Genomic DNA, 23905 nt, shown 5'->3' with positions numbered 1-23905 from the left:
GAATCGATGAATGTATATTATGATCAGCACAACCCTTCCGGCGGGGCATCTGGTCCTGAACATAATGTGACGATGAAGGGCCGCAAGCTGCTGGATATATCCGGTGTCAAACAGGTCGAGAGCTTTGACAATGAGGAATTCTTACTTGAGACGGTCATGGGCATGCTGGCAGTCAGAGGCGAAAACCTGCAGATGAAGAATCTCGATGTGGAAAAAGGCGTTGTCTCCATCAAGGGAAGAGTGCTTGATCTCGTCTATTTGGATGAGCAGCAGGGGGAGAAAGCTAAAGGATTTTTTAGCAAGTTGTTTAAATGACGCTGACCACTCAGTTCTATACGATGCTGGCCATGGCCGGAATGGGGGCATGGCTTGGCGCTTCCCTTGACACCTACACCCGTTTCGTTGTCCGCTCGAAAACAGCAAGGTGGCTGTTGTTTCTCCATGACTTTTTGTTTTGGGTGGTACAAGGTCTCCTTTTTTTCTATGTTTTGCTGAGCGTGAATGAAGGGGAATTCCGAATTTATATCTTTCTGGCGGTCATGCTTGGATTTGCCGCTTATCAAAGCCTTTTTAAGCAGATCTATATCAAGCTTTTGGAATGGATGATTTCCTTTTTCATATTCATCTCCAGGCTGGTCTCAAAGATGATGCAGATGATGGTGTTTCGGCCTGTTGTATGGACGTTTCAAGCTATTTTTGCCATCATTCTCTTTACAATGAGAAATATCTATGTTCTTTTTCGTTTTTTTGCGGTATGTTTATATAAGATATTAAAATTTGCAGGATATCCGATCTATTTTATACTATATCAATGCTGCAGGCTTCTTCCCGCCCCGGTTCGGGGATTGTTGAGACGCTTTTTGCAAAAAGGAGCAGGATTTTTCGAAAAGGGGAAGAAACTATTCATAACAATTAAGGCAAAACTTTTAAAAAAATGAGGGGAGGCCGTCTGGAATGAATGATCCCATGAGACGCAACATATCGCAAATACAGAACGAATACAAAGAGCAGATGGAGCGAAAACAGCAGCAGCTGAAAAGAAAAAGACGCGGTCTATACAGACGGTTGATGGTTTTCGGCGCCGTTGTGCTGCTGTCGGCGATTGTGATTGTCAGTTCTCTTTGGTCGCAGACTTCGGATATCAGCGCGAAGCAAGAGAAGAAAGAAGACCTTTTGAAACAATTGGAACAACTGGAAGCAAAAAAATCGGATTTGAAAGATGAGATTGTGAAATTAAAGGATGAGGACTACGTTGCAGAGCTTGCCAGAAAGGATTATTACCTCTCAAAAGATGGCGAAATCATCTTCAAGTTTGAAGATAAGAGCAAGTAGCCTTGTTGACACTTATTTTTTTCTTTATGTATAATTAAACAAATGATCTTTTTTAAGTCTAAGGAGGAGCACTTTTTTTATGTCGATTGAAGTTGGCAGCAAGTTGCAAGGGAAAGTAACAGGTATTACAAATTTCGGAGCGTTTGTTGAACTGCCTGGAGGATCAACAGGTCTTGTTCATATTAGCGAAGTAGCCGATAACTACGTGAAGGACATTAATGATCATCTGAAGGTTGGTGATCAAGTAGAAGTTAAAGTCATCAATGTTGAGAAAGATGGGAAAATCGGCTTGTCGATCAAAAAGGCTGTAGACCGTCCTCAATCATCAAGACCTGCGAGACCTAAAAATGATTTCCGCTCTAAAGAAACGTTTGAACAGAAAATGAATAAGTTTTTAAAAGACAGTGAAGATCGCTTATCGTCTCTAAAACGCAACACGGAATCAAAACGTGGAGGGCGCGGAGCAAGAAGAGGTTAACTTGCTGCTTTCTATATATACGAAAGGCATTCGTCTTATCCCAACGGATGCCTTTTTATTGTCTTATAAAATTTTTATTAAAATTTCTATTGACGGATAGGACAATCCTTTGTATTATAGAACTTGTGCGTTAAAAGAAATCAACAACATGGCGGTGTAGCTCAGCTGGCTAGAGCGTACGGTTCATACCCGTGAGGTCGGGGGTTCGATCCCCTCCGCCGCTACTTATATGAAGGCCCGTTGGTCAAGTGGTTAAGACACCGCCCTTTCACGGCGGTAACACGGGTTCGAATCCCGTACGGGTCATTCCGGAAACCGGCTTCTTCTGAAGCCGGTTTTTTTGCTGCATAAAAATACGCAAAATAACGGGAATGGACTCGACTTATCAAGAGTGATTGAAGCATGCTACAAAAAGCGTCGAACAGTTCTTTGAATTCATTACCTTCTTTTGACAAAATCCTATTTCATCTTTCGTTATAATGGCAAGCAACGAATAAACGAGTGGGAGATGAGAGCATGGAAAAAGCGGAAAGAAGAGTGAACAGCCCAATAGCTGGACCTGTTGTTCAAAAATTGTATTCATGGATTGGCAGCACGACGAAGCTTGTAATGCAGCATTTATATTCCCTCTTTTTTTATAAAGGGCTGATCTATATGATCATCGGTTTTTTATTGGGACGAGCCTTCATTCTGTCAGAGGTCATTCCCTTTGCTCTTCCATTTTTCGGAGCGATGCTTTTAATTAAAAAAGATAAAGCTTTTCTTGCATGCCTGGCACTTCTTGCCGGGGCTCTGAGCATATCGCCTCAGCATTCGCTGTTCGTGCTTGCGGCTCTGTTTGCATTTGCGATATGTTCCAAAATGACGTCTCTTATTATAAAAGATCGCGTCAGAACGCTGCCTGTCGTCGTCTTTTTAGCGATGGCTGTGACAAGATGCGGATTTGTATATGCCGAATACGGAACGGTTTCGGGTTATCACTATATTATGGCTTTTGTTGAAGCCGGGTTATCGTTTATCCTCACACTGATTTTTTTGCAAAGCCTGCCGATTGTTACATCAAAGCGGGCGAAACAGTCGCTGAAAATTGAAGAGATCATTTGTTTTATGATTTTAATCGCTTCTGTTCTCACAGGTTTGACAGGCGTTTCTTTTCAAGGCATGCAGGCTGAACTGATATTGGCCCGTTATGTCGTGCTCGCTTTCGCGTTCATCGGGGGCGCGAGCATCGGCTGTACAGTCGGTGTTGTGACCGGGCTGATCCTCAGCCTTTCAAATATCGGCAATTTATATCAGATGAGCCTGCTGGCTTTTTCAGGCCTTCTCGGCGGTTTGTTAAAAGAAGGAAAAAAGTTCGGTGCTGCGGTCGGCTTATTGATCGGATCTCTATTGATTTCTCTGTACGGAGAAGGTTCAGCTGAACTTGTGCCGACGCTTTATGAATCACTGATTGCAATCGGTCTGTTCCTTTTAACCCCTCAGTCGATTACGAAAAAAGTGGCTAAGTATATACCGGGAACGACTGAACACGCTCAGGAACAGCAGCAATATGCAAGAAAAATCCGCGATGTCACCGCGCAGAAGGTCGATCAGTTTTCGAGTGTTTTTCACGCATTATCCGAAAGCTTCGCTACCTTTTATCATTCGGTTCCGGATGATGAAGGAAAAGAAAAAGAGATCGATCTGTTTTTGAGCACTGTAACAGAACACTCCTGCCAGTCCTGTTATAAGAAAAACAAGTGCTGGGTTCAGAACTTTGATAAAACATATGACTTGATGAAACGAGTTATGCAGGAAACAGAAGAAAAGCAATATTTTAAAAACCGCAAGCTGAAAAAGGAGTTTCATCAGCACTGCTCCAAATCAAAGCAAGTAGAAGCGCTGATGGAAGACGAGCTGTCTCATTTTAGGGCAAACCAGACATTAAAACAAAAGGTGCATGACAGCAGGCGTCTCGTCGCAGAGCAGCTGCTCGGGGTTTCTCAGGTCATGGCGGACTTTTCTCGGGAAATAAAAAGGGAGAGGGAGCAGCATTTTATTCAAGAAGAACAAATTCGGGATGCGCTGCAGCATTTCGGCATTGAAATTCAACAAGTCGAAATTTACAGCCTAGAGCAGGGAAATATCGATATCGAAATGAGTATCCCGTATTGCAACGGCCACGGGGAGTGTGAAAAAATCATCGCTCCGATGCTGTCCGATATTTTGGAAGAACAAATTATCGTCAAAGCGGAACAGTGCGCCGGCCATCCGAATGGATATTGTCATGTTGCTTTCGGTTCGGCGAAGTCATACAGGGTGGTGACGGGAGCCGCACATGCAGCAAAAGGAGGAGGGCTTGTCTCCGGCGACAGCTACAATATGATGGAGCTCGGCACCGGCAAATATGCGGCCGCCATCAGCGATGGTATGGGAAATGGCGCAAGGGCCCATTTTGAAAGCAATGAGACGATCAAGCTGTTGGAAAAGATTCTTCAGTCGGGCATCGACGAAAAAGTGGCGATTAAAACGATCAACAGCATTCTTTCATTAAGGACGACAGATGAAATATATTCGACATTGGATTTATCGGTCATCGATCTTCAGGATGCGAGCTGCAAGTTTTTGAAAATCGGCTCCACCCCGAGCTTTATTAAAAGAGGCGATCAGATTATCAAAGTGCAGGCCAGCAATCTGCCGATCGGCATCATTACAGAATTCGATGTTGATGTAGTCAGCGAGCAATTAAAAGCGGGAGACCTTTTGATCATGATGAGCGACGGAATCTTTGAAGGGCCTAGACATGTTGAAAATCATGATCTGTGGATGAAGCGTAAATTGAAATCTCTGAAAACCGAGGAGCCGCAGGAAATCGCCGACTTGATCATGGAAGAAGTGATTCGGACAAGGTCGGGTCTGATTGAGGACGATATGACGGTGATTGTTATCAAGCTGGACCATAATACGCCAAAGTGGGCCTCCATTCCGGCGCCGTCTTTTTTCCAAAAGAATCAAGAGATTTCTTAGCCTTCGTATAAATCAAATTTCTTCTGGCGATGATGGAACTAAATCAAGATATCTTTGTCCAGGAGGAATAAAAACGATGAAAAAGGGGCACTTGAATCAAATCCTGCTTTTGACGGACGGCTGTTCAAACCGCGGCGAAGACCCGCAGGCCATGGCCGCCTTTGCGAAGGAGCAGGGAATTACCGTGAATGTGATTGGGATTATGGACGAGCATGAAATGGATCAGGAGGCGATGAAAGAAGTTGAAGGGATCGCCCTCGCAGGCGGGGGAGTTCACCAGGTTGTTTACGCGTCGCAGCTGTCGCAGACTGTTCAAATGGTGACAAAAAAGGCGATGACGCAAACCCTTCAAGGCGTTGTCAATAGTGAGCTCAAACAAATTCTCGGCAAGCATACCGAAATGGATGAACTGCCTCCTGATAAACGCGGTGAAGTTATGGAAGTCGTAGATGAGCTCGGTGAGACCGTACATCTTCATGTATTGGTTCTTGTCGATACAAGCGCGAGCATGAATCCGAAGCTGCCGACTGTTAAAGAAGCATTGATAGACCTTTCCATCAGTCTCAATTCAAGAATCGGCGAAAATGAATTTGCGATGCTTATATTTCCCGGGAAAAAACAAGAGGTCGAGCTTGTGCTTGATTGGACCCCGAAGTTTGAATCTCTTTCTTCAATATTTTCCAAGCTTTCAGCCGGCGGCATTACGCCGACAGGACCCGCAATACGAGAGGCGATTCAGCATTTTAACAAAATCGGCTCAAGAAGGAGAATGTTAGAAGACGATGAAAAACACTTCGACGAGTTTGGCGGCTAGTCTAAAGCCGGGTGCAGCCGTTGTTGGAAAGTGGAACAATCATTCCTACAAGATCATCAGACAGCTTGGAAAAGGGGCGAATGGCGTTGTATATCTGGCCGATTCGGGAAAGGGCCGCGTTGCATTAAAAGTGAGCGATGACAGCCTGTCCATTACCTCGGAAGTGAATGTTCTGAAATCTTTCTCAAAGGCCCAGGCAAAAGCAATGGGGCCTTCTTTTTTTGATGTGGATGACATGATGGTTGCGGGTGCGGGCAAAAAACTTTCATTTTATGTCATGGAATATATTGAAGGTCCGCTTCTTTTAAGATATGTAAACGAAAAAGGCGAGGAATGGATACCGGTGCTAATCAGCCAGCTTCTCTCAAGTTTGTCGGCCATTCATCGCGAAGGATGGGTGTTTGGAGATTTAAAGCCCGAGAATTTAATCGTGACGGGCCCGCCGCCGCAAATCCGCTGCATTGATGTGGGCGGGACGACAAAAGAAGGCCGGGCAATCAAGGAATATACAGAGTTTTTTGACAGAGGCTATTGGGAATTTGGAACCCGTAAGGCTGAGCCTTCGTATGATCTGTTTTCAGTCGCCATGATTATGGTGAACTGTGCGGTGAAAAAAGAATTTAAAAAGACAGCAAGACCTCAGGAACAGCTTATGTCAGTCATCGACGGACAGCCGTTTTTAAAGCGGTATAAGCCGGTTCTTGCTTCTGCTTTAAAAGGAAGCTATCGAACAGCTGATGAAATGAAGGGAGACCTCCTGGCAATCGGACGGCCGGCCAGAATGCAAAGCAGCCGCCAGTCGAGAACCGCCCGCTCTTCATCGGCATCCGCCCCGTCTCAAGGCCCGCGGCATAAGCGGGGGACGCCTCAGCAGCAAATGTTAAGAAGCGGGCGCAGAAAGCAAAGAAACAGTTCTAAATCCGGCGGTGTTTTTGAAACGCTGCTGATCGTCGTAAGCGTTCTTGCCCTTTACTTTGCGTATATCGTTCTCTTTTTTATTTAGCTCTGCTTTGCTGGCGGATAGCTCTTCTTTGCAGGGACCGATTGAAAGTGTTAGGATATTTATATCTTTTGAAATACACCCTGCTCTTAGTGGGAGGACATTGTGAAAAGTATTGAAGATTTCATGAGAAAATACGAACTGTCATTTGATGGAGCGACACTGGTTGCAGGCGTCTCCGGCGGGCCTGATTCGATGGCGCTGCTGCATGCTCTGCAACGTACGGTTCCTGCCTCGGCGACGCTGATTGCCGCACACGTCGATCATATGTTCAGAGGCGAAGAGTCTGAGCATGATATGCGGTTCGTTCAGGACTACTGCGAGGCGGAAGGCATACAATGCGAGGCGGTGCAAATCGATGTCCTGACATTTGCCGCGGAAAACAATCTGAATAAACAGGCTGCTGCGAGAGAATGCCGGTATGCGTTTTTTCAAGAATTAATGAAAAGGCGCCGGGCTGAATACCTGGTTCTGGCTCATCATGGCGATGATCAGGTGGAAACGATGCTGATGAAGATGGCAAAAGGCACTGTCGGGCTCGGGCTTGCTGGAATTCAGCCAAAGCGCCGTTTTGACAGCGGCTGGCTGCTTAGGCCGTTTCTAAGGCTGTCAAAGGATGATCTTTTGGCTTACTGCAAAGAGAATCGAATACCGTATAGAACCGATCCGAGCAACAGTGAGGATGATTACACAAGGAACCGGTTCAGGCACCATGTTCTCCCTTTTCTGAAGAAAGAGTCGGAAGATGTCCATAAAAGGTTTCAATCCGTCAGTGAATTCCTGACAGAAGACGAATTATACTTACAGGCATTAACGAAAGACAAAATGAATACAGTAATCACAAGCAAGTCAAGTTCCGGTGTCGAAATCAGCATCGATCGGCTTCTTGCGCTCCCTATGCCTTTACAAAGAAGGGGAGTTCATCTAATATTAAACTATCTTTATGAAAACGTTCCATCAGCGTTTTCAGCCCATCATATTCAAGTGTTTCTGGATTGGATTTCACAAGGTGGACCATCCGGTTCCCTTGATTTTCCGAATGGGCTAAAAGTTGCAAAATCTTATCATACATGTTTGTTTACATTTCAGCGTTTACAATGTGAAAATGTTTCCTATCATTATGAAATAAGCGGGGCAGACGAAGAAGAACTGAAGCTTCCCGACGGCTCCTCCCTTCATGTGAGCGGACCCGGTTCAACCCGGAAGCTGCAAGGAAACGATGTTTTTGCAACAAGTCCCAAGCAGGTTCAATTCCCCCTTTATGTACGGACAAGGCAAAACGGAGACCGAATCAAACTTAAAGGGATGAACGGCTCAAAAAAGGTTAAAGATATATTTATTGATGAAAAAGTGCCTCTTGCGAAAAGAGACAGCTGGCCCATTGTAACAGACGCGGTTGGAAACATTATTTGGATACCTGGTCTGAAAAAAACCATTTTTGAGGAACTTGATGTTACAAACAATGATCGCATTGTATTACAATATAGACAGCATGAAAAGTGTAGGGGGCTAGCAAAGAATGAAACAGGATATTGAAAATATCTTGATCTCAGAAGAAGAGATCCAAAAGAAAGTCAAGGAGCTGGGCGCAACTCTGACAGAAGAGTACAGCGGCAAGTTTCCGCTGGCAATCGGTGTGTTAAAGGGAGCCATGCCGTTTATGGCTGATCTTTTGAAGCATATTGATACATATTTGGAAATGGATTTCATGGATGTATCAAGCTACGGCAGTTCAACGGTTTCTTCCGGAGAGGTAAAAATCATTAAGGATTTGGACACATCTGTAGAGGGCCGTGACATCTTAATTATTGAGGATATCATCGACAGTGGGCTGACCTTGAGTTATCTTGTAGAGCTTTTCCGATACCGCAAAGCAAAATCGATTAAGATCGTAACCCTTCTTGATAAACCAAGCGGACGAAAAGCGGATATCAAAGCGGATTACGTCGGCTTTGAAGTTCCCGATGCATTCGTTGTCGGATATGGTCTCGATTATGCTGAACGCTATCGTAACCTTCCGTACATCGGAGTGCTGAAACCTGCGGTTTATGAGAGCTGATTCGGGCTTGTTAGCGAAAGGGATATCTGTTGTATTGGAACGATTTTCTATGATACTATTGAACATAGTTGTGCTTACTGTGGGAGGAGGTAAGGAATGAATCGGGTCTTCCGTAATACCATTTTTTATTTACTTATTTTATTAGTTGTGATCGGAGTTGTGAGCTACTTCCAAACCGCAAATCCGAAAACAGAAAATATGACGTATAGTGACTTTGTTTCAAACCTAGATAAAGGGAAGGTTGAAAATGTCTCCATCCAGCCTGTCAGGGGCGTGTACGAGGTTCGGGGACAGCTGACGACCTATGAGAAAGATCAATATTTCCTGACCCATGTTCCTGAAGGAAAAGGGGCAGATCAAATCATTGATCAAGTGAAAAAAACGAAGATACAAGTAGAACCTGCACAGGAAGCAAATGGATGGATGACGTTCTTTACCACCATCATCCCTTTTGTTATTATCTTCATTCTTTTCTTCTTCCTGCTTAATCAGGCTCAAGGCGGCGGAAGCCGTGTTATGAACTTTGGAAAAAGCAAGGCGAAGCTCTATACAGAAGAAAAGAAACGCGTCAAATTCAAAGATGTGGCAGGAGCGGATGAAGAAAAGCAAGAGCTTGTGGAAGTCGTTGATTTCCTCAAGGATCCCCGCAAGTTCGCTGAACTCGGAGCAAGGATTCCGAAAGGCGTGCTTTTGGTCGGACCTCCGGGTACCGGTAAAACATTGCTGGCGAAAGCTTGTGCCGGAGAAGCAGGGGTGCCTTTCTTCAGCATCAGCGGTTCTGACTTCGTTGAAATGTTCGTCGGGGTTGGTGCATCACGTGTTCGCGACTTATTCGAAAACGCTAAGAAAAATGCACCGTGTCTGATTTTCATCGATGAAATTGATGCTGTCGGACGCCAGCGGGGAGCAGGTCTTGGCGGAGGGCACGATGAACGTGAACAGACGCTCAACCAGCTTCTTGTTGAAATGGACGGATTTAGCGCCAATGAAGGAATCATCATTATCGCTGCGACAAACCGCGCCGATATTTTAGACCCTGCATTGCTGCGTCCGGGACGTTTTGACCGTCAAATTACAGTTGACCGCCCAGATGTTAAAGGCCGTGAAGCTGTACTTCAAGTACACGCAAGAAACAAGCCGCTTGATGAATCCGTAAACTTAAAAGCGATCGCGATGCGGACGCCTGGATTCTCAGGTGCAGATCTTGAAAACCTTTTAAATGAAGCGGCTCTCGTAGCAGCGCGTCAAGATAAGAAAAAGATCGATATGCGAGACATCGATGAAGCGACAGACCGCGTCATCGCCGGACCTGCAAAGAAAAGCAGGGTCATTTCGAAAAAAGAACGCAATATCGTGGCTTATCACGAGGCGGGACACACTGTAATCGGACTTGTCTTGGATGAAGCGGATATGGTGCATAAAGTAACGATCGTACCGCGCGGCCAAGCGGGCGGATACGCCGTTATGCTTCCTAAGGAAGACCGTTATTTCCAAACCAAACCCGAACTTCTCGATAAGATCGTCGGCTTGCTTGGAGGCCGTGTAGCTGAAGAGATCATCTTCGGTGAGGTCAGCACGGGTGCCCATAACGACTTCCAGCGCGCTACAGGCATTGCCAGACGAATGGTAACTGAATTCGGTATGTCTGAAAAGCTCGGTCCTCTTCAATTCGGACAATCGCAAGGCGGGCAAGTGTTCTTGGGACGCGATTTCAACAATGACCAAAACTACAGCGACGCGATTGCGTATGAAATCGATAAAGAAATTCAGCGCTTCATTAAGGAATGTTATGAACGTGCAAAAACAATCCTTACTGAAAATCGCGACAAACTTGAGCTGATCGCTCAAACATTGCTGGAAGTTGAAACGCTCGACGCTGAGCAAATCAAACATTTGTCTGAGCACGGAAGACTTCCTGATCGCACATATTCGGATGATCAGGAAAAGACAGACGATGTGAAAGTCAACATCAATAAACGAGATGACGAAGAAAAAAACGAGGATGAGAAAGAATAACGACTTATTTCCGCCTCTTCAGGAAAACTGCCAAGCTCTGCTTTTGGCAGTTTTCTTTTTTTATGGTTAAAAAACCTCTTTGGAAAATCTTTGTTCACTACGATTTGATTCGTTTACAAACAGAATCGGCATCGTGTATTGTATGATGGTAGAATGTTTTATGCCCAAGTAAGAGAAACTAGTCAAAAGTGGTGATCAGAATGTTGCTTGTTATAGATGTGGGAAATACAAACACCGTCCTTGGCATCTACCACGAAGGAGAGCTCGAATATCATTGGCGGATTGAGACAAGCCGCCATAAAACGGAAGATGAATTCGGCATGCTTCTTCGTTCTTTATTTGATTATGTCGGACTGATGTTTGACCAGATCGAAGGAATTATTATTTCATCAGTTGTACCTCCGATCATGTTCTCCCTCGAAAGAATGTGTATTAAATATTTTCAGATCGAGCCTCAGATTGTCGGTCCGGGAATGAAAACAGGATTAAACATAAAATACGATAATCCGAAAGAAGTCGGAGCAGACCGCATTGTAAATGCAGTGGCGGCTATTCATCTCTATGGGAGCCCCCTGATTGTCGTTGATTTTGGAACCGCTACGACGTACTGTTATATTAACGAGCGCAAGGAGTACATGGGCGGTGCGATCGCGCCGGGCATCACGATTTCAACTGAAGCGCTTTATTCGAGAGCTGCCAAGCTTCCCAGAATTGAAATTGCACGGCCCGATCATATTGTCGGCAAAAGTACGGTCAGCGCGATGCAGTCCGGAATCCTTTACGGCTACGTCGGACAGGTTGAAGGCATTGTCAAACGGATGAAATGGCAGTCCAAGAAAAATCCGAAAGTCATTGCGACGGGAGGTCTTGCTTCCTTGATAGCAGACGAATCGGACTGCATCGATATCGTTGACCCGTTCCTTACATTGAAGGGACTAGAGCTTATTTATGAACGGAATCGTGTTGAAAGTGTATAGGAGGATGAGGTATGGATTATTTAGTGAAAGCCATCGCATATGACGGCAAAGTGAGAGCATATGCAGCGAATACAACAGAAACGATTCATGAAGCCCAAAGAAGGCATAACACATGGCCTACCGCTTCCGCCGCTTTAGGAAGAACGATGACGGCGGCTGTCATGCTCGGTGCCATGCTGAAAGGCGAAGACAAGCTTACCGTCAAGATTGAAGGAGGCGGACCTATCGGCGCGATTGTCGCTGACGGAAATGCAAAAGGAGATGTCAGGGGCTACGTGTCCAATCCGCACGTTCATTTTGACTTAAATGAACACGGCAAACTGGACGTCAGAAGAGCCGTCGGTACGTCCGGCACACTAAGCGTAGTAAAAGATCTCGGTCTCCGCGATTTATTTACAGGCCAGGTTGAGATCGTTTCCGGAGAAATCGGCGAGGATTTTACATATTATCTCGTATCTTCTGAACAGGTTCCTTCTTCGGTGGGTGTAGGGGTGCTCGTCAACCCCGACAATACGATTTTAGCTGCAGGCGGATTTATCCTTCAGCTGCTGCCGGGCACGGACGATGAAACAATCACGAAGCTTGAAACAAACCTTTCTCAAGTGGAGCCCATTTCAAAGCTGATTCAGAAAGGTTTGACACCTGAGGAAGTGCTGGCTGCGGTATTGGGAGAAGAACCGGAAATACTGGAAACCGTTCCTGTCCGGTTTACATGCAATTGTTCAAAAGAGCGTTTCTCAGGAGGCATCATCGGTCTTGGCAAAGATGAAATTCAACAGATGATTGATGAAGATGGCCAAGCTGAGGCTCAATGCCATTTTTGCAATGAGAAGTATCTGTTTACAAAGGAAGAGCTTGAAGCGCTTCGAGATGAAATATAAGCCCGCTATGCAGTAGCGGGTCTTTTACAATGGGGAAAGGGGAGACACCATATTGAAATCAAGAACACTTTGGCCGATTATTTTAGGTGCGATCTTTGTCAACTGTATCGTGATCGCGTATGTTTTGACGAAATCGCAGACTGCTTCTTCACCGTCCGCTCAAGAAGTCATTGCACATATCGGAAAAAACGGCATCACGCGTGAAGAATGGCTGAGCGAAATGGAAGAGCGCTATGGAAAATCAACGCTTGAAGATATGATCAACGACCGCGTTGTTACCCAAATGGCCGAAAAAAATAAGATCAAAGTGTCTGATGAAGACATTGAAAGAGAATTTCTGCTGATTAAAGCTGTATACAATTCCTTCTACGAAGACGAAGCCACAACAGAAAAAGAATGGAAAGAGCAGATCAAGCATAATATTCTTCTAGAAGAGCTCCTGACAAAAGATATTGTCATTTCTGACAGCGAATTGAAGTCATTCTATAACAAAAATAAGGACTTATATAAATTCGATGATTCTTATCGCCTCAAGCATATCGTTGTCAAAGATAAAGACGAAGCAGAACAAGTTCTTAAAGAGCTGAAGGAAGGATCCAGCTTTGAAGCGGCCGCGGCTGAACATTCGACTGACCGGTATACGTCTCCTTACGGCGGCGACCTCGGGTTCGTCAATGATCAGCACGAAAACATTCCGGCCGAATATTTAGAGAAAGCTGAGCAGCTAAAGGAAAATCAATGGGTGGATGAACCGATTAAAACGAGCCAAGGCTATGCAATCATCCAGCTCAAAGAAAAGCTCCCGGGGCAAGCTTTCACTTACAGCGAAGTGAAAAATCAAATCAGAAGGCAGATCGCGATGGATCAATTAGGCGACAAAGCTTCGGTGAAGACACTTTGGAAAGATGCGAAAGTATCTTGGTTTTATGACGATAAAAAATAAAGATTGACAAAATATTTTGATATTGATAAATTAGATATAATCCCAATAAAATTACTCGGAAATTGAGGTGTTCAAATGGTTCGCGTTGCAAACTCTGTTTATGACTTAATCGGAAATACACCTGTCGTTAAATTAAATCGACTAGTTGATGAAGACAGTGCTGAAGTATATGTGAAACTGGAGTATATAAACCCTGGAAGCAGCGTAAAAGACCGGATTGCGCTTGCCATGATAGAAGATGCTGAAGAGAAAGGCCTTCTGAAAGAAGGAGATACACTGATTGAACCGACCAGCGGAAATACGGGAATCGGACTTGCCATGGTCGCTGCAGCGAAGGGCATCAAAGCGATTCTTGTTATGCCTGATACAATGAGTTCTGAGCGCCGCAACCTTCTGCGTGCATATGGAGCTGAGCTTGTGCTGACTCCGGGTGCTGAAGGAATGAAAGGCGCGATTAAAAAAGCGGAAGAACTGGCTGAGGAGCACGGCTATTTTATGCCTCAGCAATTTAACAACCCTGCGAACTCAGAAGTTCACCGCCGCACAACGGGAAAAGAAATCGCCGAACAATTCGGAGACGGTTTAGATGCATTCATTGCAGGTATCGGAACCGGCGGAACGATAACAGGTGCCGGAGAAGTCCTGAAAGAAAAAAATCCGTCCATCAAGATTTTCGCGGTGGAACCGACTGATTCTCCTGTTCTTTCCGGAGGAAAACCAGGTCCGCACAAAATTCAGGGAATCGGAGCGGGATTCGTTCCGAAAATCTTGAATACGGAAATTTACGATGAAATCATCACAGTGAAAAACGAAGAAGCCTTTGAATTTGCCCGTAAAGCGGCGAGAGAAGAAGGAATTCTCGGAGGAATTTCTTCGGGTGCTGCGATCTGTGCTGCTCTTCAAGTCGCTAAAAAGCTTGGGAAAGGCAAAAAAGTTCTCGCTGTTCTTCCTAGTAACGGAGAGAGATACTTAAGCACGCCTCTTTATCAATTTGAATAGGCTCCAGTTGAAACGGGAGGCTGCCGACAATGTCGGCGGCCTTTTGTTTTTCGCGGGCGAAGCCTTTTAAAAGCTCGGTGTCCTTGAGTGAACATGCTCAAGGACTTTTTTCTATATTGGAAATGAAATTCTCTTTTCCTAGAAAAAAGATATGCATTACAATAAGGACATTAGACTAACGGCAGAGGAATGATATGATGAGACAACGAAGGCCTGTAGCCAGAGCGTTCCCATTTTCCAATCAACGGTTTTTAGAGCAATTTGAAAGCCTGTCGAAAGGAAAGCAATACCGCGTTCTGCTCGAAAGTGCGAGAGGCGGAGAATACAGCATAGCCGGGCTCGACCCTGTCGCAATAGCAAAAGGGAAAGACGGCATCACGACGATTCAATACAAAGGGGACATCATATTCAAAGAGGGGGATCCGTTTCAGCAGTTTTCTCAGTGGTTTGAAACGCTGAAAACGGAGACGGTTGCAGATTTTCCCGACTTTCAGGGCGGGGCTGTCGGTTTTCTAAGCTATGACTATGCCCGATATATTGAGAAATTCAAAATCCTGTCTATCGATGATCTGCAAACGCCGGATTTATTCTTTCTCGTATTTGATGATATAGCCGTCTATGATCATAAGCAGCAGCAGCTTTGGGTGATTACCCACACCGTTGAAGAATCGCCGGCCGCTTCGGAAGAGAAACTGGACAGGCTTGAGCAAATGTGGAAGACGGAACATCCGAAGACCGCTGGCGGTCATCAAACAAATGATAATAAAAGCCCGTCATTCGCAGCTTCATTTACAGAAGCCGGCTTTTCTCAGGCCGTTGAGAAGGTGAAGCAATACATTGCAAGCGGCGACGTATTTCAGGTGAACCTTTCTGTTCGCCAGTCGGAGCGCCTGTCTGCGCCTCCTTATGAGGTATACAAAATGTTAAGAGAAATCAACCCTTCGCCGTACATGTCCTACTTGGAAACCCCGGATTTTCAAATCATCTGCGGGTCGCCCGAACTGCTCATTAAGAAAAAGGGCACCAGGCTTGAGACAAGACCGATTGCCGGGACGAGATCCCGCGGGGCGGATGAAGCGGAGGATGAAGCGCTCGCGAACGAACTGATCATGAATGAAAAAGAGCGCGCCGAACATGTGATGCTCGTTGATTTAGAGCGTAATGACCTCGGCAGGGTCTCCAAGTACGGTTCGGTCAGGGTCGATGAATTCATGGTGATTGAGAAGTATTCCCATGTCATGCATATCGTCTCTAATGTGTGCGGGGAACTAAGGGACGAATGCGATGCCGTGGATGTCATCCATGCCGTGTTTCCCGGCGGTACGATTACAGGAGCGCCGAAAGTTAGAACGATGGAAATTATAGAGGAGCTTGAGCCGACGAGACGGGGGCTTTATACTGGTTCTATAGGATGGTTCGGATATAATCAGGATATGCACTTTAATATCGTTATCCGAACGATATATGTGAAAGCGGGCCAGGCGTTCATGCAGTCCGGAGCTGGAATCGTCATCGATTCCAACCCTAAGCATGAATATAAAGAGTCAATTAAAAAGGCCCTGGCGATGAAAAAGGCGCTGCAGTTGAGTGAAGAAGAGAAAAAAGAGCAGAGGAGAGCTGAGATATGATTCTAATGATCGACAATTACGATTCATTTACGTACAATTTGGTTCAGTATTTAGGCGAGCTTGGCGAGGAGTTAGTCGTCAAGCGGAACGATGAGATCACGCTTCAGGAAATAGAGGATATGTCGCCTGACTTTTTGATGATATCTCCCGGTCCTTGCAGTCCGGATGAGGCCGGGATCAGCCTTGAAGCGATCCGCCATTTTGCCGGGAAGATACCGATTTTCGGGGTCTGTCTCGGACATCAGTCGATCGCCCAGGTTTTCGGAGGCGATGTCGTCAGGGCGGAACGGTTAATGCATGGGAAAACTTCCGAGATCTTGCACGACGGGTTGACGGTCTTTAAAGACTTGGAACATCCGCTCACGGCCACGAGGTATCATTCGTTGATCGTCAAACCGGATACGCTGCCCGGTTGTTTTGTGACATCGGCTTGGACGGAAGAAGGGGAGATTATGGCCATCAGGCATAAAGAACTGCCTATTGAAGGCGTTCAGTTCCATCCGGAGTCGATTATGACTGCCTCCGGAAAAGAAATGCTGAAGAATTTTATTGAGACTTACCGAAAGAAAGTGAACACATGATCATTTACCTGAACGGTCAATATGTGAAGGAGGAGGAAGCAAGACTTTCTCCTTTTGACCATGGTTTTTTATACGGAATCGGGGTATTTGAAACGTTCCGCCTTTATGAAGGGGAGCCCTTCCTTTTAGACTGGCATATGGACAGACTGAACAACGCTTTGGAACAGCTGAGAATTGAGCTTGAGCTGACAAAAAGCGAAGTGCTTGCCATTCTTGACAGGCTGCTTCAGTTGAATCAGCCCCCAAATCTGGATGCCAAGGTCCGGTTAAATATATCTGCCGGTCCCGGTGACTCAGGTCTTTTTCCTGATTCATACAAAAAACCCGGTGTTATGGTGATGATGAATCCTTTTCATCCTGAATCGGTTCCGTTTGAAAAGGAGGGTGTCATTTTACAGGTCCGACGCAATACGCCAGAAGGTCCGTTCCGCTTGAAATCACATCACTTTTTAAATAATCTGTTCGGAAAAAGAGAGCTCGGACCAGACGCTGCCAAAGAAGGGATTTTTCTTACCGAAGGCGGAGCTGTAGCCGAAGGGATCATTTCCAACATTTTTTGGGAAAAAGACGGTTGTGTGTATACACCTTCTCTTGATACCGGCATATTAGGCGGCGTCACCCGGCGTTATGTCATCGAGCGCCTTGCAGATATGGGAATCGAAGTTATGCAGGGGGTATACCCTTTAAAGGAGCTTCTCTTTGCGGACGAAGCATGGATGACCAATTCCGTTCAGGAAATCGTTCCATTCCGGAGAATCGGCAGCACTCAATTTCCGGGAAAGGATGGAAATTTGTCGAAACGTCTGCAAGAGGCATACACTAACGATAGAAAAGCAGCAAAAGACTATATTTCAATTAAAGGGTGAAGGATATGGCGCTTCAAACAGCAGTGCGTTCAAAGAAGTTGACCGCAAAGCAATACACATTGTCTTATGAAGATAAAACATTGATCATGGGGATTTTAAATGTGACGCCCGATTCTTTTTCAGACGGCGGAAAATATATCAGCATCGACCGCGCCGTTATTCATGCAAAGCAAATGATCGAAGACGGCGCCCATATCCTTGATATCGGAGGAGAATCAACGAGGCCGGGGGCGGAAAAGGTTTCTCTTGATGAGGAGCTGTCAAGGGTCATACCTGTAATTGAAAAACTTGTTCAGGAAATCGACGTGCCGATTTCTGTTGACACTTATAAAGCAAAAGTGGCGGATGAAGCCCTTAAGGCCGGTGCAGCGATTATCAATGATGTCTGGGGAGCAAAAGCAGACCATGACATGGCCCGGGTTGCGGCCGCTCATAATGTGCCGATTATCTTGATGCATAACCGCGAGGAACGGAATTATAAGGACTTGATCCCGGACATGCTGTCTGATTTGATGGAATGTGTGAGCATTGCAAAATCAGCAGGCGTTCAAGATCATCACATCGTACTTGATCCGGGTATCGGCTTTGCCAAAACGTATCATGACAATCTGGCGGTCATGAACCAGCTTGAGAAATTCAGCGAACTCGGATACCCGGTTTTATTGGGGACGTCACGCAAAAAATTTATCGGCCGTGTTCTGGATCTGCCGCCTGAGGAGAGGGCGGAAGGCACGGGCGCGACGGTATGCCTCGGTATTCAAAAAGGGTGCGATATCGTCAGGGTGCATGACGTCAAGCAAATTTCCAGGATGGCAAAAATGATGGATGCCATGATTGATAAAGGAGGCGTTTATCATCGATAAAGTGTATGTAGAGGGCATGGAGTTTTACGGATATCACGGTGTTTTCAAAGAAGAAAACAAACTTGGCCAAAGATTCCGCGTTGATCTGACAGCATTTCTAGACTTAAGCGAAGCCGGAAAAACGGATCGTATTGATGCCACCATTAATTATGCTGATTTGTATAAGCTGTGCAAAGAGGTTGTGGAGGGAGAGCCGGTCAACCTTGTGGAGACCCTCGCAGAAACGATTGCCGCAAAAGTGCTGAAGCATTTTGAAGCGGTTCAGGAATGCACGGTCAAAGTCGTCAAGCCTGACCCGCCTATACCGGGACACTATAAATCGGTGGCCATCGAGATGACGAGGAAACGACAATGAACAATTCGGCATATATAGCGCTCGGCTCGAATATCGGCCAGCGGGAAGAATATTTAAAAAAAGCTGTCTCTCTCCTCCATCAACATCCGTCTGTACAGGTGACAGACATCTCGTCGATTTATGAAACAGATCCTGTCGGGTATACAGACCAAGATCTATTTTTAAACATGGCTGCAGCTGTTAAAACATCTCTTTCACCGTTTGAATTGCTTGATTTGACTCAGCGTATTGAAAAAGAACTCGGCCGCAAACGCGACATCAGATGGGGGCCGAGAACTGCAGACCTTGACATTTTGTTGTATAATCGTGAAAATATTGAGACAGAGCAACTTATCGTTCCTCATCCTAGAATGCATGAACGTTTGTTTGTGCTCATCCCGCTGCTGGAGATTTATCCCGAGCTTGAGGGAGCTGTCAATCATGCGAAAAATCAAGAAGGTGTAAGAGTATGGAAGCAGAAATCTGGGGTAGACGAATTCGTGCATATCGAAAGCTGAAGGGTTATACTCAAGAAGGGTTTGCAAAAGCATTGGGTATATCCGTTTCTGTGCTTGGTGAAGTAGAACGCGGGAATCGTATGCCGTCGGAGAGCATGCTCAGGGATGTAGCCAATACTTTAAATATAACAGTGGAGGAATTATCTCCATCAGAAGAATAAGAAAGGAGGACTAAAAATGTTTAAAATCGGTGATATAGAATTAAAAAACAGGGTTGTGCTTGCGCCGATGGCCGGTGTCTGCAACTCCGCCTTCCGCTTGACGGTTAAGGAATTCGGAGCGGGTTTGGTCTGCGCCGAAATGGTCAGCGATAAAGCGATCCTTTACAATAATGCAAAAACGATGGGAATGCTTTATATCGATGAACGTGAAAAACCGCTCAGCCTGCAGATCTTCGGCGGCGAAAAAGAAACGCTTGTCGAAGCGGCGAGGTTTGTTGACCAAAACACAACTGCGGATATTATTGATATAAACATGGGATGTCCGGTGCCAAAGATTACAAAATGTGATGCAGGAGCCAAATGGCTGCTTGATCCGAATAAAATTTATGAAATGGTTTCTGCAGTAGTGGAGGCTGTTGACAAGCCGGTGACCGTAAAAATGAGAATGGGCTGGGATGAAGACCATATCTTTGCCGTTGAGAATGCGAAAGCTGTAGAGCGCGCAGGCGGAAAAGCGGTCGCTCTTCACGGGCGGACCCGCGTGCAAATGTACGAAGGATCGGCAAATTGGGATATTATCAAAGAAGTGAAGCAGTCCGTTTCAATACCGGTAATCGGAAACGGTGATGTCAAAACTCCGCAAGATGCAAAACGCATGCTTGATGAAACAGGGGTTGACGGTGTCATGATCGGCCGTGCAGCGCTGGGTAACCCGTGGATGATTTACCGTACGGTTCACTATTTAGAAACAGGCGAATTGAAAGATGAGCCGAAAGTGCGTGAGAAAATGTCTGTCTGCAAACTTCACCTTGACCGATTAATTGGACTGAAAGGCGAAAATGTTGCGGTTCGCGAAATGAGAAAGCACGCAGCCTGGTATCTAAAAGGCATAAGAGGAAACGCAAAGGTCCGGAATGAAATTAATCATTGCGAAACGAGGGATGAGCTCGTTCAGCTTTTAGACGCGTTTACGATTGAAGCCGAGGCAAAAGAGCTTCAGGATGCAAAAGTAGGATAAATCCGACCTCTGCTCACTGCCAGTTTTCACTGGCAGTTTTTCTGCTTTTTTCCTGAAAGACTAAAAGTAACGGAGTGATATATGATGAGTCATGAAGAGCATAACCATGAAGAATTAAACGACCAGCTGCAAGTCAGACGCGATAAAATGAATCAATTGAGAGAAAACGGGAAAGATCCTTTCGGGCAGCGTTTTGACCGCACCCATCAATCAACTGATCTCATTGAATCATATAATGAATTCTCAAAAGAAGAATTAGAGGAAAAAGCAATTGAAGTGACGATTGCCGGCCGGATGATGACAAAGCGTGGAAAAGGAAAAGCGGGATTCGCGCACATTCAGGATTTAAAGGGCCAGATTCAGATCTATGTCAGGAAAGACAGTGTCGGTGAAGAGCAGTACGAATGGTTTAAAAGCTCTGACCTCGGGGACATTGTCGGCGTTACAGGCGTCATGTTTAAAACGAATGTTGGCGAATTGTCTGTCAAAGCTACATCCTTTGATTTATTAACAAAAGCACTTCGTCCGCTTCCGGACAAATATCACGGATTAAAAGACATCGAACAGCGCTACCGTCAGCGTTATTTGGACTTGATCGTAAACCCGGAAAGCAAAAATACGTTTATTACGCGCAGCAAAATCATTCAATCGATGAGAAGATACTTAGATGACCACGGATACTTAGAAGTTGAGACGCCTACGATGCACGCGATTCCGGGCGGAGCGTCTGCCCGTCCGTTCATTACGCATCATAATGCGCTTGATATGCCGCTTTACATGAGGATCGCTATCGAGCTCCATTTGAAAAGGCTGATTGTCGGCGGATTGGAAAAAGTCTATGAAATCGGACGTGTATTCAGAAATGAAGGAGTTTCCACACGGCACAATCCTGAATTTACAATGATTGAACTTTACGAAGCTTATGCTGACTATAAAGATATTATGAGCTTGACGGAAAACCTTATCGCTCATATTGCACAAGAAGTGCTTGGCACTACAACCGTTCAATACGGAGATTATGAAGTTGACCTCAAGCCTGAATGGAAGAGACTTCATATGGTCGATGCTGTTAAAGAAGCCACCGGTGTAGACTTCTGGAAAGAAATATCGGTAGAAGAAGCAAGAACATTCGCGAAAGAACACGGAATTGAAATTTCTGAAAGCATGTCAGTAGGACATATCATTAATGAGTTCTTCGAGCAAAAAGTTGAAGAAACGTTGATTCAGCCTACTTTTATATACGGACACCCTGTGGAGATTTCTCCGCTTGCTAAGAAAAACCCTGAAGACCCTCGATTTACAGACCGTTTTGAGCTGTTTATCGTCGGCCGTGAACACGCGAATGCATTTACTGAATTAAATGATCCTATCGACCAAAAAGAACGCTTTGAAGCTCAATTAAAAGAACGTGAAGAAGGAAACGATGAAGCGCATATGATGGATGAAGACTTTGTCGAAGCACTGGAGTACGGAATGCCTCCTACCGGCGGTCTTGGAATCGGCATTGACAGACTGATTATGCTTTTGACGAATTCTCCTTCAATCAGGGACGTTTTACTATTCCCGCAAATGAGACATCGTTAAATGACGTTTGGGCAGCAGCCGTGTAACAAGCGGCTGCTGCGCATTTAAAACAAATTAAATTTTTTCTCAAAAAAGTATTGCACAATCATAAATACGGTGGTATATTATTATTCGTTGCCGCAAAACGGCGGCGAAAGAAAAAAAGAACTTAAAAAAAGTTCTTGACTTAATATCCGAGATTGGATATAATATAAAAGTCGCTTTAATAATGATCTTTGAAAACTAAACAAGACAAAACGTACCTGTTAATTCATTAAATAAATCGTACATGCGAATGTGCGTAGTCATTATCAAACTTCATGGAGAGTTTGATCCTGGCTCAGGACGAACGCTGGCGGCGTGCCTAATACATGCAAGTCGAGCGGACAGATGGGAGCTTGCTCCCTGATGTTAGCGGCGGACGGGTGAGTAACACGTGGGTAACCTGCCTGTAAGACTGGGATAACTCCGGGAAACCGGGGCTAATACCGGATGCTTGATTGAACCGCATGGTTCAATTATAAAAGGTGGCTTCGGCTACCACTTACAGATGGACCCGCGGCGCATTAGCTAGTTGGTGAGGTAACGGCTCACCAAGGCAACGATGCGTAGCCGACCTGAGAGGGTGATCGGCCACACTGGGACTGAGACACGGCCCAGACTCCTACGGGAGGCAGCAGTAGGGAATCTTCCGCAATGGACGAAAGTCTGACGGAGCAACGCCGCGTGAGTGATGAAGGTTTTCGGATCGTAAAACTCTGTTGTTAGGGAAGAACAAGTACCGTTCGAATAGGGCGGTACCTTGACGGTACCTAACCAGAAAGCCACGGCTAACTACGTGCCAGCAGCCGCGGTAATACGTAGGTGGCAAGCGTTGTCCGGAATTATTGGGCGTAAAGCGCGCGCAGGCGGTTTCTTAAGTCTGATGTGAAAGCCCCCGGCTCAACCGGGGAGGGTCATTGGAAACTGGGGAACTTGAGTGCAGAAGAGGAGAGTGGAATTCCACGTGTAGCGGTGAAATGCGTAGAGATGTGGAGGAACACCAGTGGCGAAGGCGACTCTCTGGTCTGTAACTGACGCTGAGGCGCGAAAGCGTGGGGAGCGAACAGGATTAGATACCCTGGTAGTCCACGCCGTAAACGATGAGTGCTAAGTGTTAGAGGGTTTCCGCCCTTTAGTGCTGCAGCAAACGCATTAAGCACTCCGCCTGGGGAGTACGGTCGCAAGACTGAAACTCAAAGGAATTGACGGGGGCCCGCACAAGCGGTGGAGCATGTGGTTTAATTCGAAGCAACGCGAAGAACCTTACCAGGTCTTGACATCCTCTGACAACCCTAGAGATAGGGCTTCCCCTTCGGGGGCAGAGTGACAGGTGGTGCATGGTTGTCGTCAGCTCGTGTCGTGAGATGTTGGGTTAAGTCCCGCAACGAGCGCAACCCTTGATCTTAGTTGCCAGCATTCAGTTGGGCACTCTAAGGTGACTGCCGGTGACAAACCGGAGGAAGGTGGGGATGACGTCAAATCATCATGCCCCTTATGACCTGGGCTACACACGTGCTACAATGGGCAGAACAAAGGGCAGCGAAGCCGCGAGGCTAAGCCAATCCCACAAATCTGTTCTCAGTTCGGATCGCAGTCTGCAACTCGACTGCGTGAAGCTGGAATCGCTAGTAATCGCGGATCAGCATGCCGCGGTGAATACGTTCCCGGGCCTTGTACACACCGCCCGTCACACCACGAGAGTTTGTAACACCCGAAGTCGGTGAGGTAACCTTTTGGAGCCAGCCGCCGAAGGTGGGACAGATGATTGGGGTGAAGTCGTAACAAGGTAGCCGTATCGGAAGGTGCGGCTGGATCACCTCCTTTCT

23 protein-coding genes, 2 tRNA genes and 1 rRNA gene are annotated in these 23905 nt (G+C 45.9%); all 26 read left to right on the top strand.

Annotated elements, in window-relative coordinates:
• The first annotated feature begins 6 nt into the window (after positions 1 to 6).
• The 26 genes from yabP to M1E03_RS21120 all read left to right on the top strand — a co-directional run bounded on the left by yabP (position 7) and on the right by M1E03_RS21120 (position 23903).
• Positions 7 to 315 (top strand): sporulation protein YabP, encoded by a 309-nt coding sequence (gene yabP, locus M1E03_RS21245; protein ID WP_011197470.1) that lies wholly within the window; start codon positions 7 to 9, stop codon positions 313 to 315.
• A complete protein-coding gene (gene yabQ, locus M1E03_RS21240; RefSeq protein WP_020449817.1) occupies positions 312 to 938 on the top strand; it encodes a spore cortex biosynthesis protein YabQ in 627 nt (208 codons plus the stop codon). The genes yabP and yabQ overlap by 4 nt, the downstream gene beginning before the upstream one ends.
• A gap of 16 nt (positions 939 to 954) precedes the next feature.
• Positions 955 to 1332 (top strand): FtsB family cell division protein, encoded by a 378-nt coding sequence (locus tag M1E03_RS21235; protein WP_020449818.1) that lies wholly within the window; start codon positions 955 to 957, stop codon positions 1330 to 1332.
• Between the two features lie 79 nt (positions 1333 to 1411).
• Positions 1412 to 1810, top strand: coding sequence for a S1 domain-containing RNA-binding protein (locus M1E03_RS21230; protein ID WP_003178226.1), 399 nt, complete (start codon positions 1412 to 1414; stop codon positions 1808 to 1810).
• Between the two features lie 150 nt (positions 1811 to 1960).
• A tRNA-Met gene (locus tag M1E03_RS21225) sits at positions 1961 to 2034 on the top strand.
• Positions 2035 to 2044: 10 nt separating this feature from the next.
• Positions 2045 to 2116: transfer RNA gene (locus tag M1E03_RS21220), tRNA-Glu, on the top strand.
• Positions 2117 to 2326: 210 nt separating this feature from the next.
• A complete protein-coding gene (spoIIE, locus tag M1E03_RS21215; RefSeq protein WP_020449819.1) occupies positions 2327 to 4816 on the top strand; it encodes a stage II sporulation protein E in 2490 nt (829 codons plus the stop codon).
• Positions 4817 to 4892: 76 nt separating this feature from the next.
• Positions 4893 to 5630, top strand: a complete 738-nt coding sequence (locus M1E03_RS21210; protein ID WP_020449820.1) for a vWA domain-containing protein — start codon at positions 4893 to 4895, stop codon at positions 5628 to 5630.
• Positions 5599 to 6633 carry a protein kinase domain-containing protein gene (locus M1E03_RS21205; protein WP_020449821.1) on the top strand — a complete coding sequence of 345 codons (1035 nt, stop codon included), beginning with the start codon at positions 5599 to 5601 and terminating at the stop codon, positions 6631 to 6633. The genes M1E03_RS21210 and M1E03_RS21205 overlap by 32 nt, the downstream gene beginning before the upstream one ends.
• Positions 6634 to 6735: 102 nt before the next feature.
• Positions 6736 to 8166, top strand: coding sequence for a tRNA lysidine(34) synthetase TilS (tilS, locus tag M1E03_RS21200; RefSeq protein ID WP_023855974.1), 1431 nt, complete (start codon positions 6736 to 6738; stop codon positions 8164 to 8166).
• Entirely contained in the window at positions 8150 to 8689 is a 540-nt protein-coding gene (hpt, locus tag M1E03_RS21195) for a hypoxanthine phosphoribosyltransferase (protein ID WP_003178236.1), read from the top strand. Before tilS ends, hpt begins: the two co-directional genes overlap by 17 nt.
• 96 nt (positions 8690 to 8785) lie before the next feature.
• Positions 8786 to 10705, top strand: coding sequence for an ATP-dependent zinc metalloprotease FtsH (gene ftsH / locus M1E03_RS21190; RefSeq protein ID WP_020449823.1), 1920 nt, complete (start codon positions 8786 to 8788; stop codon positions 10703 to 10705).
• Between the two features lie 200 nt (positions 10706 to 10905).
• Complete coding sequence (locus tag M1E03_RS21185) at positions 10906 to 11682, top strand: type III pantothenate kinase (RefSeq protein ID WP_003178242.1); 777 nt, start codon at positions 10906 to 10908, stop codon at positions 11680 to 11682.
• A gap of 11 nt (positions 11683 to 11693) precedes the next feature.
• Positions 11694 to 12563, top strand: coding sequence for an Hsp33 family molecular chaperone HslO (gene hslO, locus M1E03_RS21180; protein ID WP_020449824.1), 870 nt, complete (start codon positions 11694 to 11696; stop codon positions 12561 to 12563).
• A gap of 52 nt (positions 12564 to 12615) precedes the next feature.
• Positions 12616 to 13506 (top strand): peptidyl-prolyl cis-trans isomerase, encoded by an 891-nt coding sequence (locus M1E03_RS21175; protein WP_026578991.1) that lies wholly within the window; start codon positions 12616 to 12618, stop codon positions 13504 to 13506.
• A gap of 75 nt (positions 13507 to 13581) precedes the next feature.
• Positions 13582 to 14505 (top strand): cysteine synthase A, encoded by a 924-nt coding sequence (cysK, locus tag M1E03_RS21170; RefSeq protein WP_458110597.1) that lies wholly within the window; start codon positions 13582 to 13584, stop codon positions 14503 to 14505.
• Between the two features lie 197 nt (positions 14506 to 14702).
• Positions 14703 to 16133, top strand: coding sequence for an anthranilate synthase component I family protein (locus M1E03_RS21165; RefSeq protein WP_041817136.1), 1431 nt, complete (start codon positions 14703 to 14705; stop codon positions 16131 to 16133).
• Positions 16130 to 16714: an aminodeoxychorismate/anthranilate synthase component II gene (gene pabA, locus M1E03_RS21160; RefSeq protein WP_023855970.1), complete on the top strand. Its 585-nt coding sequence runs from the start codon at positions 16130 to 16132 to the stop codon at positions 16712 to 16714. The genes M1E03_RS21165 and pabA overlap by 4 nt, the downstream gene beginning before the upstream one ends.
• The gene (gene pabC, locus M1E03_RS21155; RefSeq protein ID WP_212109801.1) at positions 16711 to 17580 is read left to right on the top strand and encodes an aminodeoxychorismate lyase; all 870 of its coding nucleotides are present in this window, start codon (positions 16711 to 16713) and stop codon (positions 17578 to 17580) included. The genes pabA and pabC overlap by 4 nt, the downstream gene beginning before the upstream one ends.
• Before the next feature lie 5 nt (positions 17581 to 17585).
• The gene (gene folP / locus M1E03_RS21150) at positions 17586 to 18443 is read left to right on the top strand and encodes a dihydropteroate synthase (RefSeq protein WP_326455598.1); all 858 of its coding nucleotides are present in this window, start codon (positions 17586 to 17588) and stop codon (positions 18441 to 18443) included.
• Entirely contained in the window at positions 18436 to 18798 is a 363-nt protein-coding gene (gene folB, locus M1E03_RS21145) for a dihydroneopterin aldolase (protein WP_023855968.1), read from the top strand. Before folP ends, folB begins: the two co-directional genes overlap by 8 nt.
• The gene (gene folK / locus M1E03_RS21140) at positions 18795 to 19295 is read left to right on the top strand and encodes a 2-amino-4-hydroxy-6-hydroxymethyldihydropteridine diphosphokinase (RefSeq protein ID WP_020449832.1); all 501 of its coding nucleotides are present in this window, start codon (positions 18795 to 18797) and stop codon (positions 19293 to 19295) included. The genes folB and folK overlap by 4 nt, the downstream gene beginning before the upstream one ends.
• Positions 19247 to 19456 carry a helix-turn-helix domain-containing protein gene (locus M1E03_RS21135; RefSeq protein WP_031304995.1) on the top strand — a complete coding sequence of 70 codons (210 nt, stop codon included), beginning with the start codon at positions 19247 to 19249 and terminating at the stop codon, positions 19454 to 19456. Before folK ends, M1E03_RS21135 begins: the two co-directional genes overlap by 49 nt.
• A gap of 16 nt (positions 19457 to 19472) precedes the next feature.
• On the top strand, positions 19473 to 20474 hold the full coding sequence (gene dusB, locus M1E03_RS21130) for a tRNA dihydrouridine synthase DusB (protein WP_128823684.1): 1002 nt from the start codon (positions 19473 to 19475) through the stop codon (positions 20472 to 20474).
• Positions 20475 to 20558: 84 nt separating this feature from the next.
• Positions 20559 to 22058 (top strand): lysine--tRNA ligase, encoded by a 1500-nt coding sequence (gene lysS / locus M1E03_RS21125; RefSeq protein ID WP_128823686.1) that lies wholly within the window; start codon positions 20559 to 20561, stop codon positions 22056 to 22058.
• 296 nt (positions 22059 to 22354) lie between these two features.
• A 16S ribosomal RNA gene (locus M1E03_RS21120) occupies positions 22355 to 23903 on the top strand.
• The last annotated feature ends 2 nt before the right edge of the window (positions 23904 to 23905 follow it).

This window comes from Bacillus sp. PK6-013, assembly GCF_054161445.1.
This window is presented reverse-complemented; position numbering and strand designations above follow the sequence as displayed.

What these genes read in the sequence shown, in the direction of transcription:
- M1E03_RS21235 (WP_020449818.1), top strand. Translation starts at nt 955, where the DNA reads ATGAATGATCCCATGAGACGCAACATATCGCAAATACAGAACGAATAC.
- M1E03_RS21205 (WP_020449821.1), top strand. Translation starts at nt 5,599, where the DNA reads ATGAAAAACACTTCGACGAGTTTGGCGGCTAGTCTAAAGCCGGGTGCA.
- spoIIE (WP_020449819.1), top strand. Translation starts at nt 2,327, where the DNA reads ATGGAAAAAGCGGAAAGAAGAGTGAACAGCCCAATAGCTGGACCTGTT.
- yabQ (WP_020449817.1), top strand. Translation starts at nt 312, where the DNA reads ATGACGCTGACCACTCAGTTCTATACGATGCTGGCCATGGCCGGAATG.
- M1E03_RS21135 (WP_031304995.1), top strand. Translation starts at nt 19,247, where the DNA reads ATGGAAGCAGAAATCTGGGGTAGACGAATTCGTGCATATCGAAAGCTG.
- hpt (WP_003178236.1), top strand. Translation starts at nt 8,150, where the DNA reads ATGAAACAGGATATTGAAAATATCTTGATCTCAGAAGAAGAGATCCAA.
- dusB (WP_128823684.1), top strand. Translation starts at nt 19,473, where the DNA reads ATGTTTAAAATCGGTGATATAGAATTAAAAAACAGGGTTGTGCTTGCG.
- pabA (WP_023855970.1), top strand. Translation starts at nt 16,130, where the DNA reads ATGATTCTAATGATCGACAATTACGATTCATTTACGTACAATTTGGTT.
- M1E03_RS21230 (WP_003178226.1), top strand. Translation starts at nt 1,412, where the DNA reads ATGTCGATTGAAGTTGGCAGCAAGTTGCAAGGGAAAGTAACAGGTATT.
- ftsH (WP_020449823.1), top strand. Translation starts at nt 8,786, where the DNA reads ATGAATCGGGTCTTCCGTAATACCATTTTTTATTTACTTATTTTATTA.
- hslO (WP_020449824.1), top strand. Translation starts at nt 11,694, where the DNA reads ATGGATTATTTAGTGAAAGCCATCGCATATGACGGCAAAGTGAGAGCA.
- folP (WP_326455598.1), top strand. Translation starts at nt 17,586, where the DNA reads ATGGCGCTTCAAACAGCAGTGCGTTCAAAGAAGTTGACCGCAAAGCAA.
- lysS (WP_128823686.1), top strand. Translation starts at nt 20,559, where the DNA reads ATGAGTCATGAAGAGCATAACCATGAAGAATTAAACGACCAGCTGCAA.
- M1E03_RS21165 (WP_041817136.1), top strand. Translation starts at nt 14,703, where the DNA reads ATGAGACAACGAAGGCCTGTAGCCAGAGCGTTCCCATTTTCCAATCAA.
- folK (WP_020449832.1), top strand. Translation starts at nt 18,795, where the DNA reads ATGAACAATTCGGCATATATAGCGCTCGGCTCGAATATCGGCCAGCGG.
- M1E03_RS21185 (WP_003178242.1), top strand. Translation starts at nt 10,906, where the DNA reads ATGTTGCTTGTTATAGATGTGGGAAATACAAACACCGTCCTTGGCATC.
- cysK (WP_458110597.1), top strand. Translation starts at nt 13,582, where the DNA reads ATGGTTCGCGTTGCAAACTCTGTTTATGACTTAATCGGAAATACACCT.
- M1E03_RS21210 (WP_020449820.1), top strand. Translation starts at nt 4,893, where the DNA reads ATGAAAAAGGGGCACTTGAATCAAATCCTGCTTTTGACGGACGGCTGT.
- pabC (WP_212109801.1), top strand. Translation starts at nt 16,711, where the DNA reads ATGATCATTTACCTGAACGGTCAATATGTGAAGGAGGAGGAAGCAAGA.
- yabP (WP_011197470.1), top strand. Translation starts at nt 7, where the DNA reads ATGAATGTATATTATGATCAGCACAACCCTTCCGGCGGGGCATCTGGT.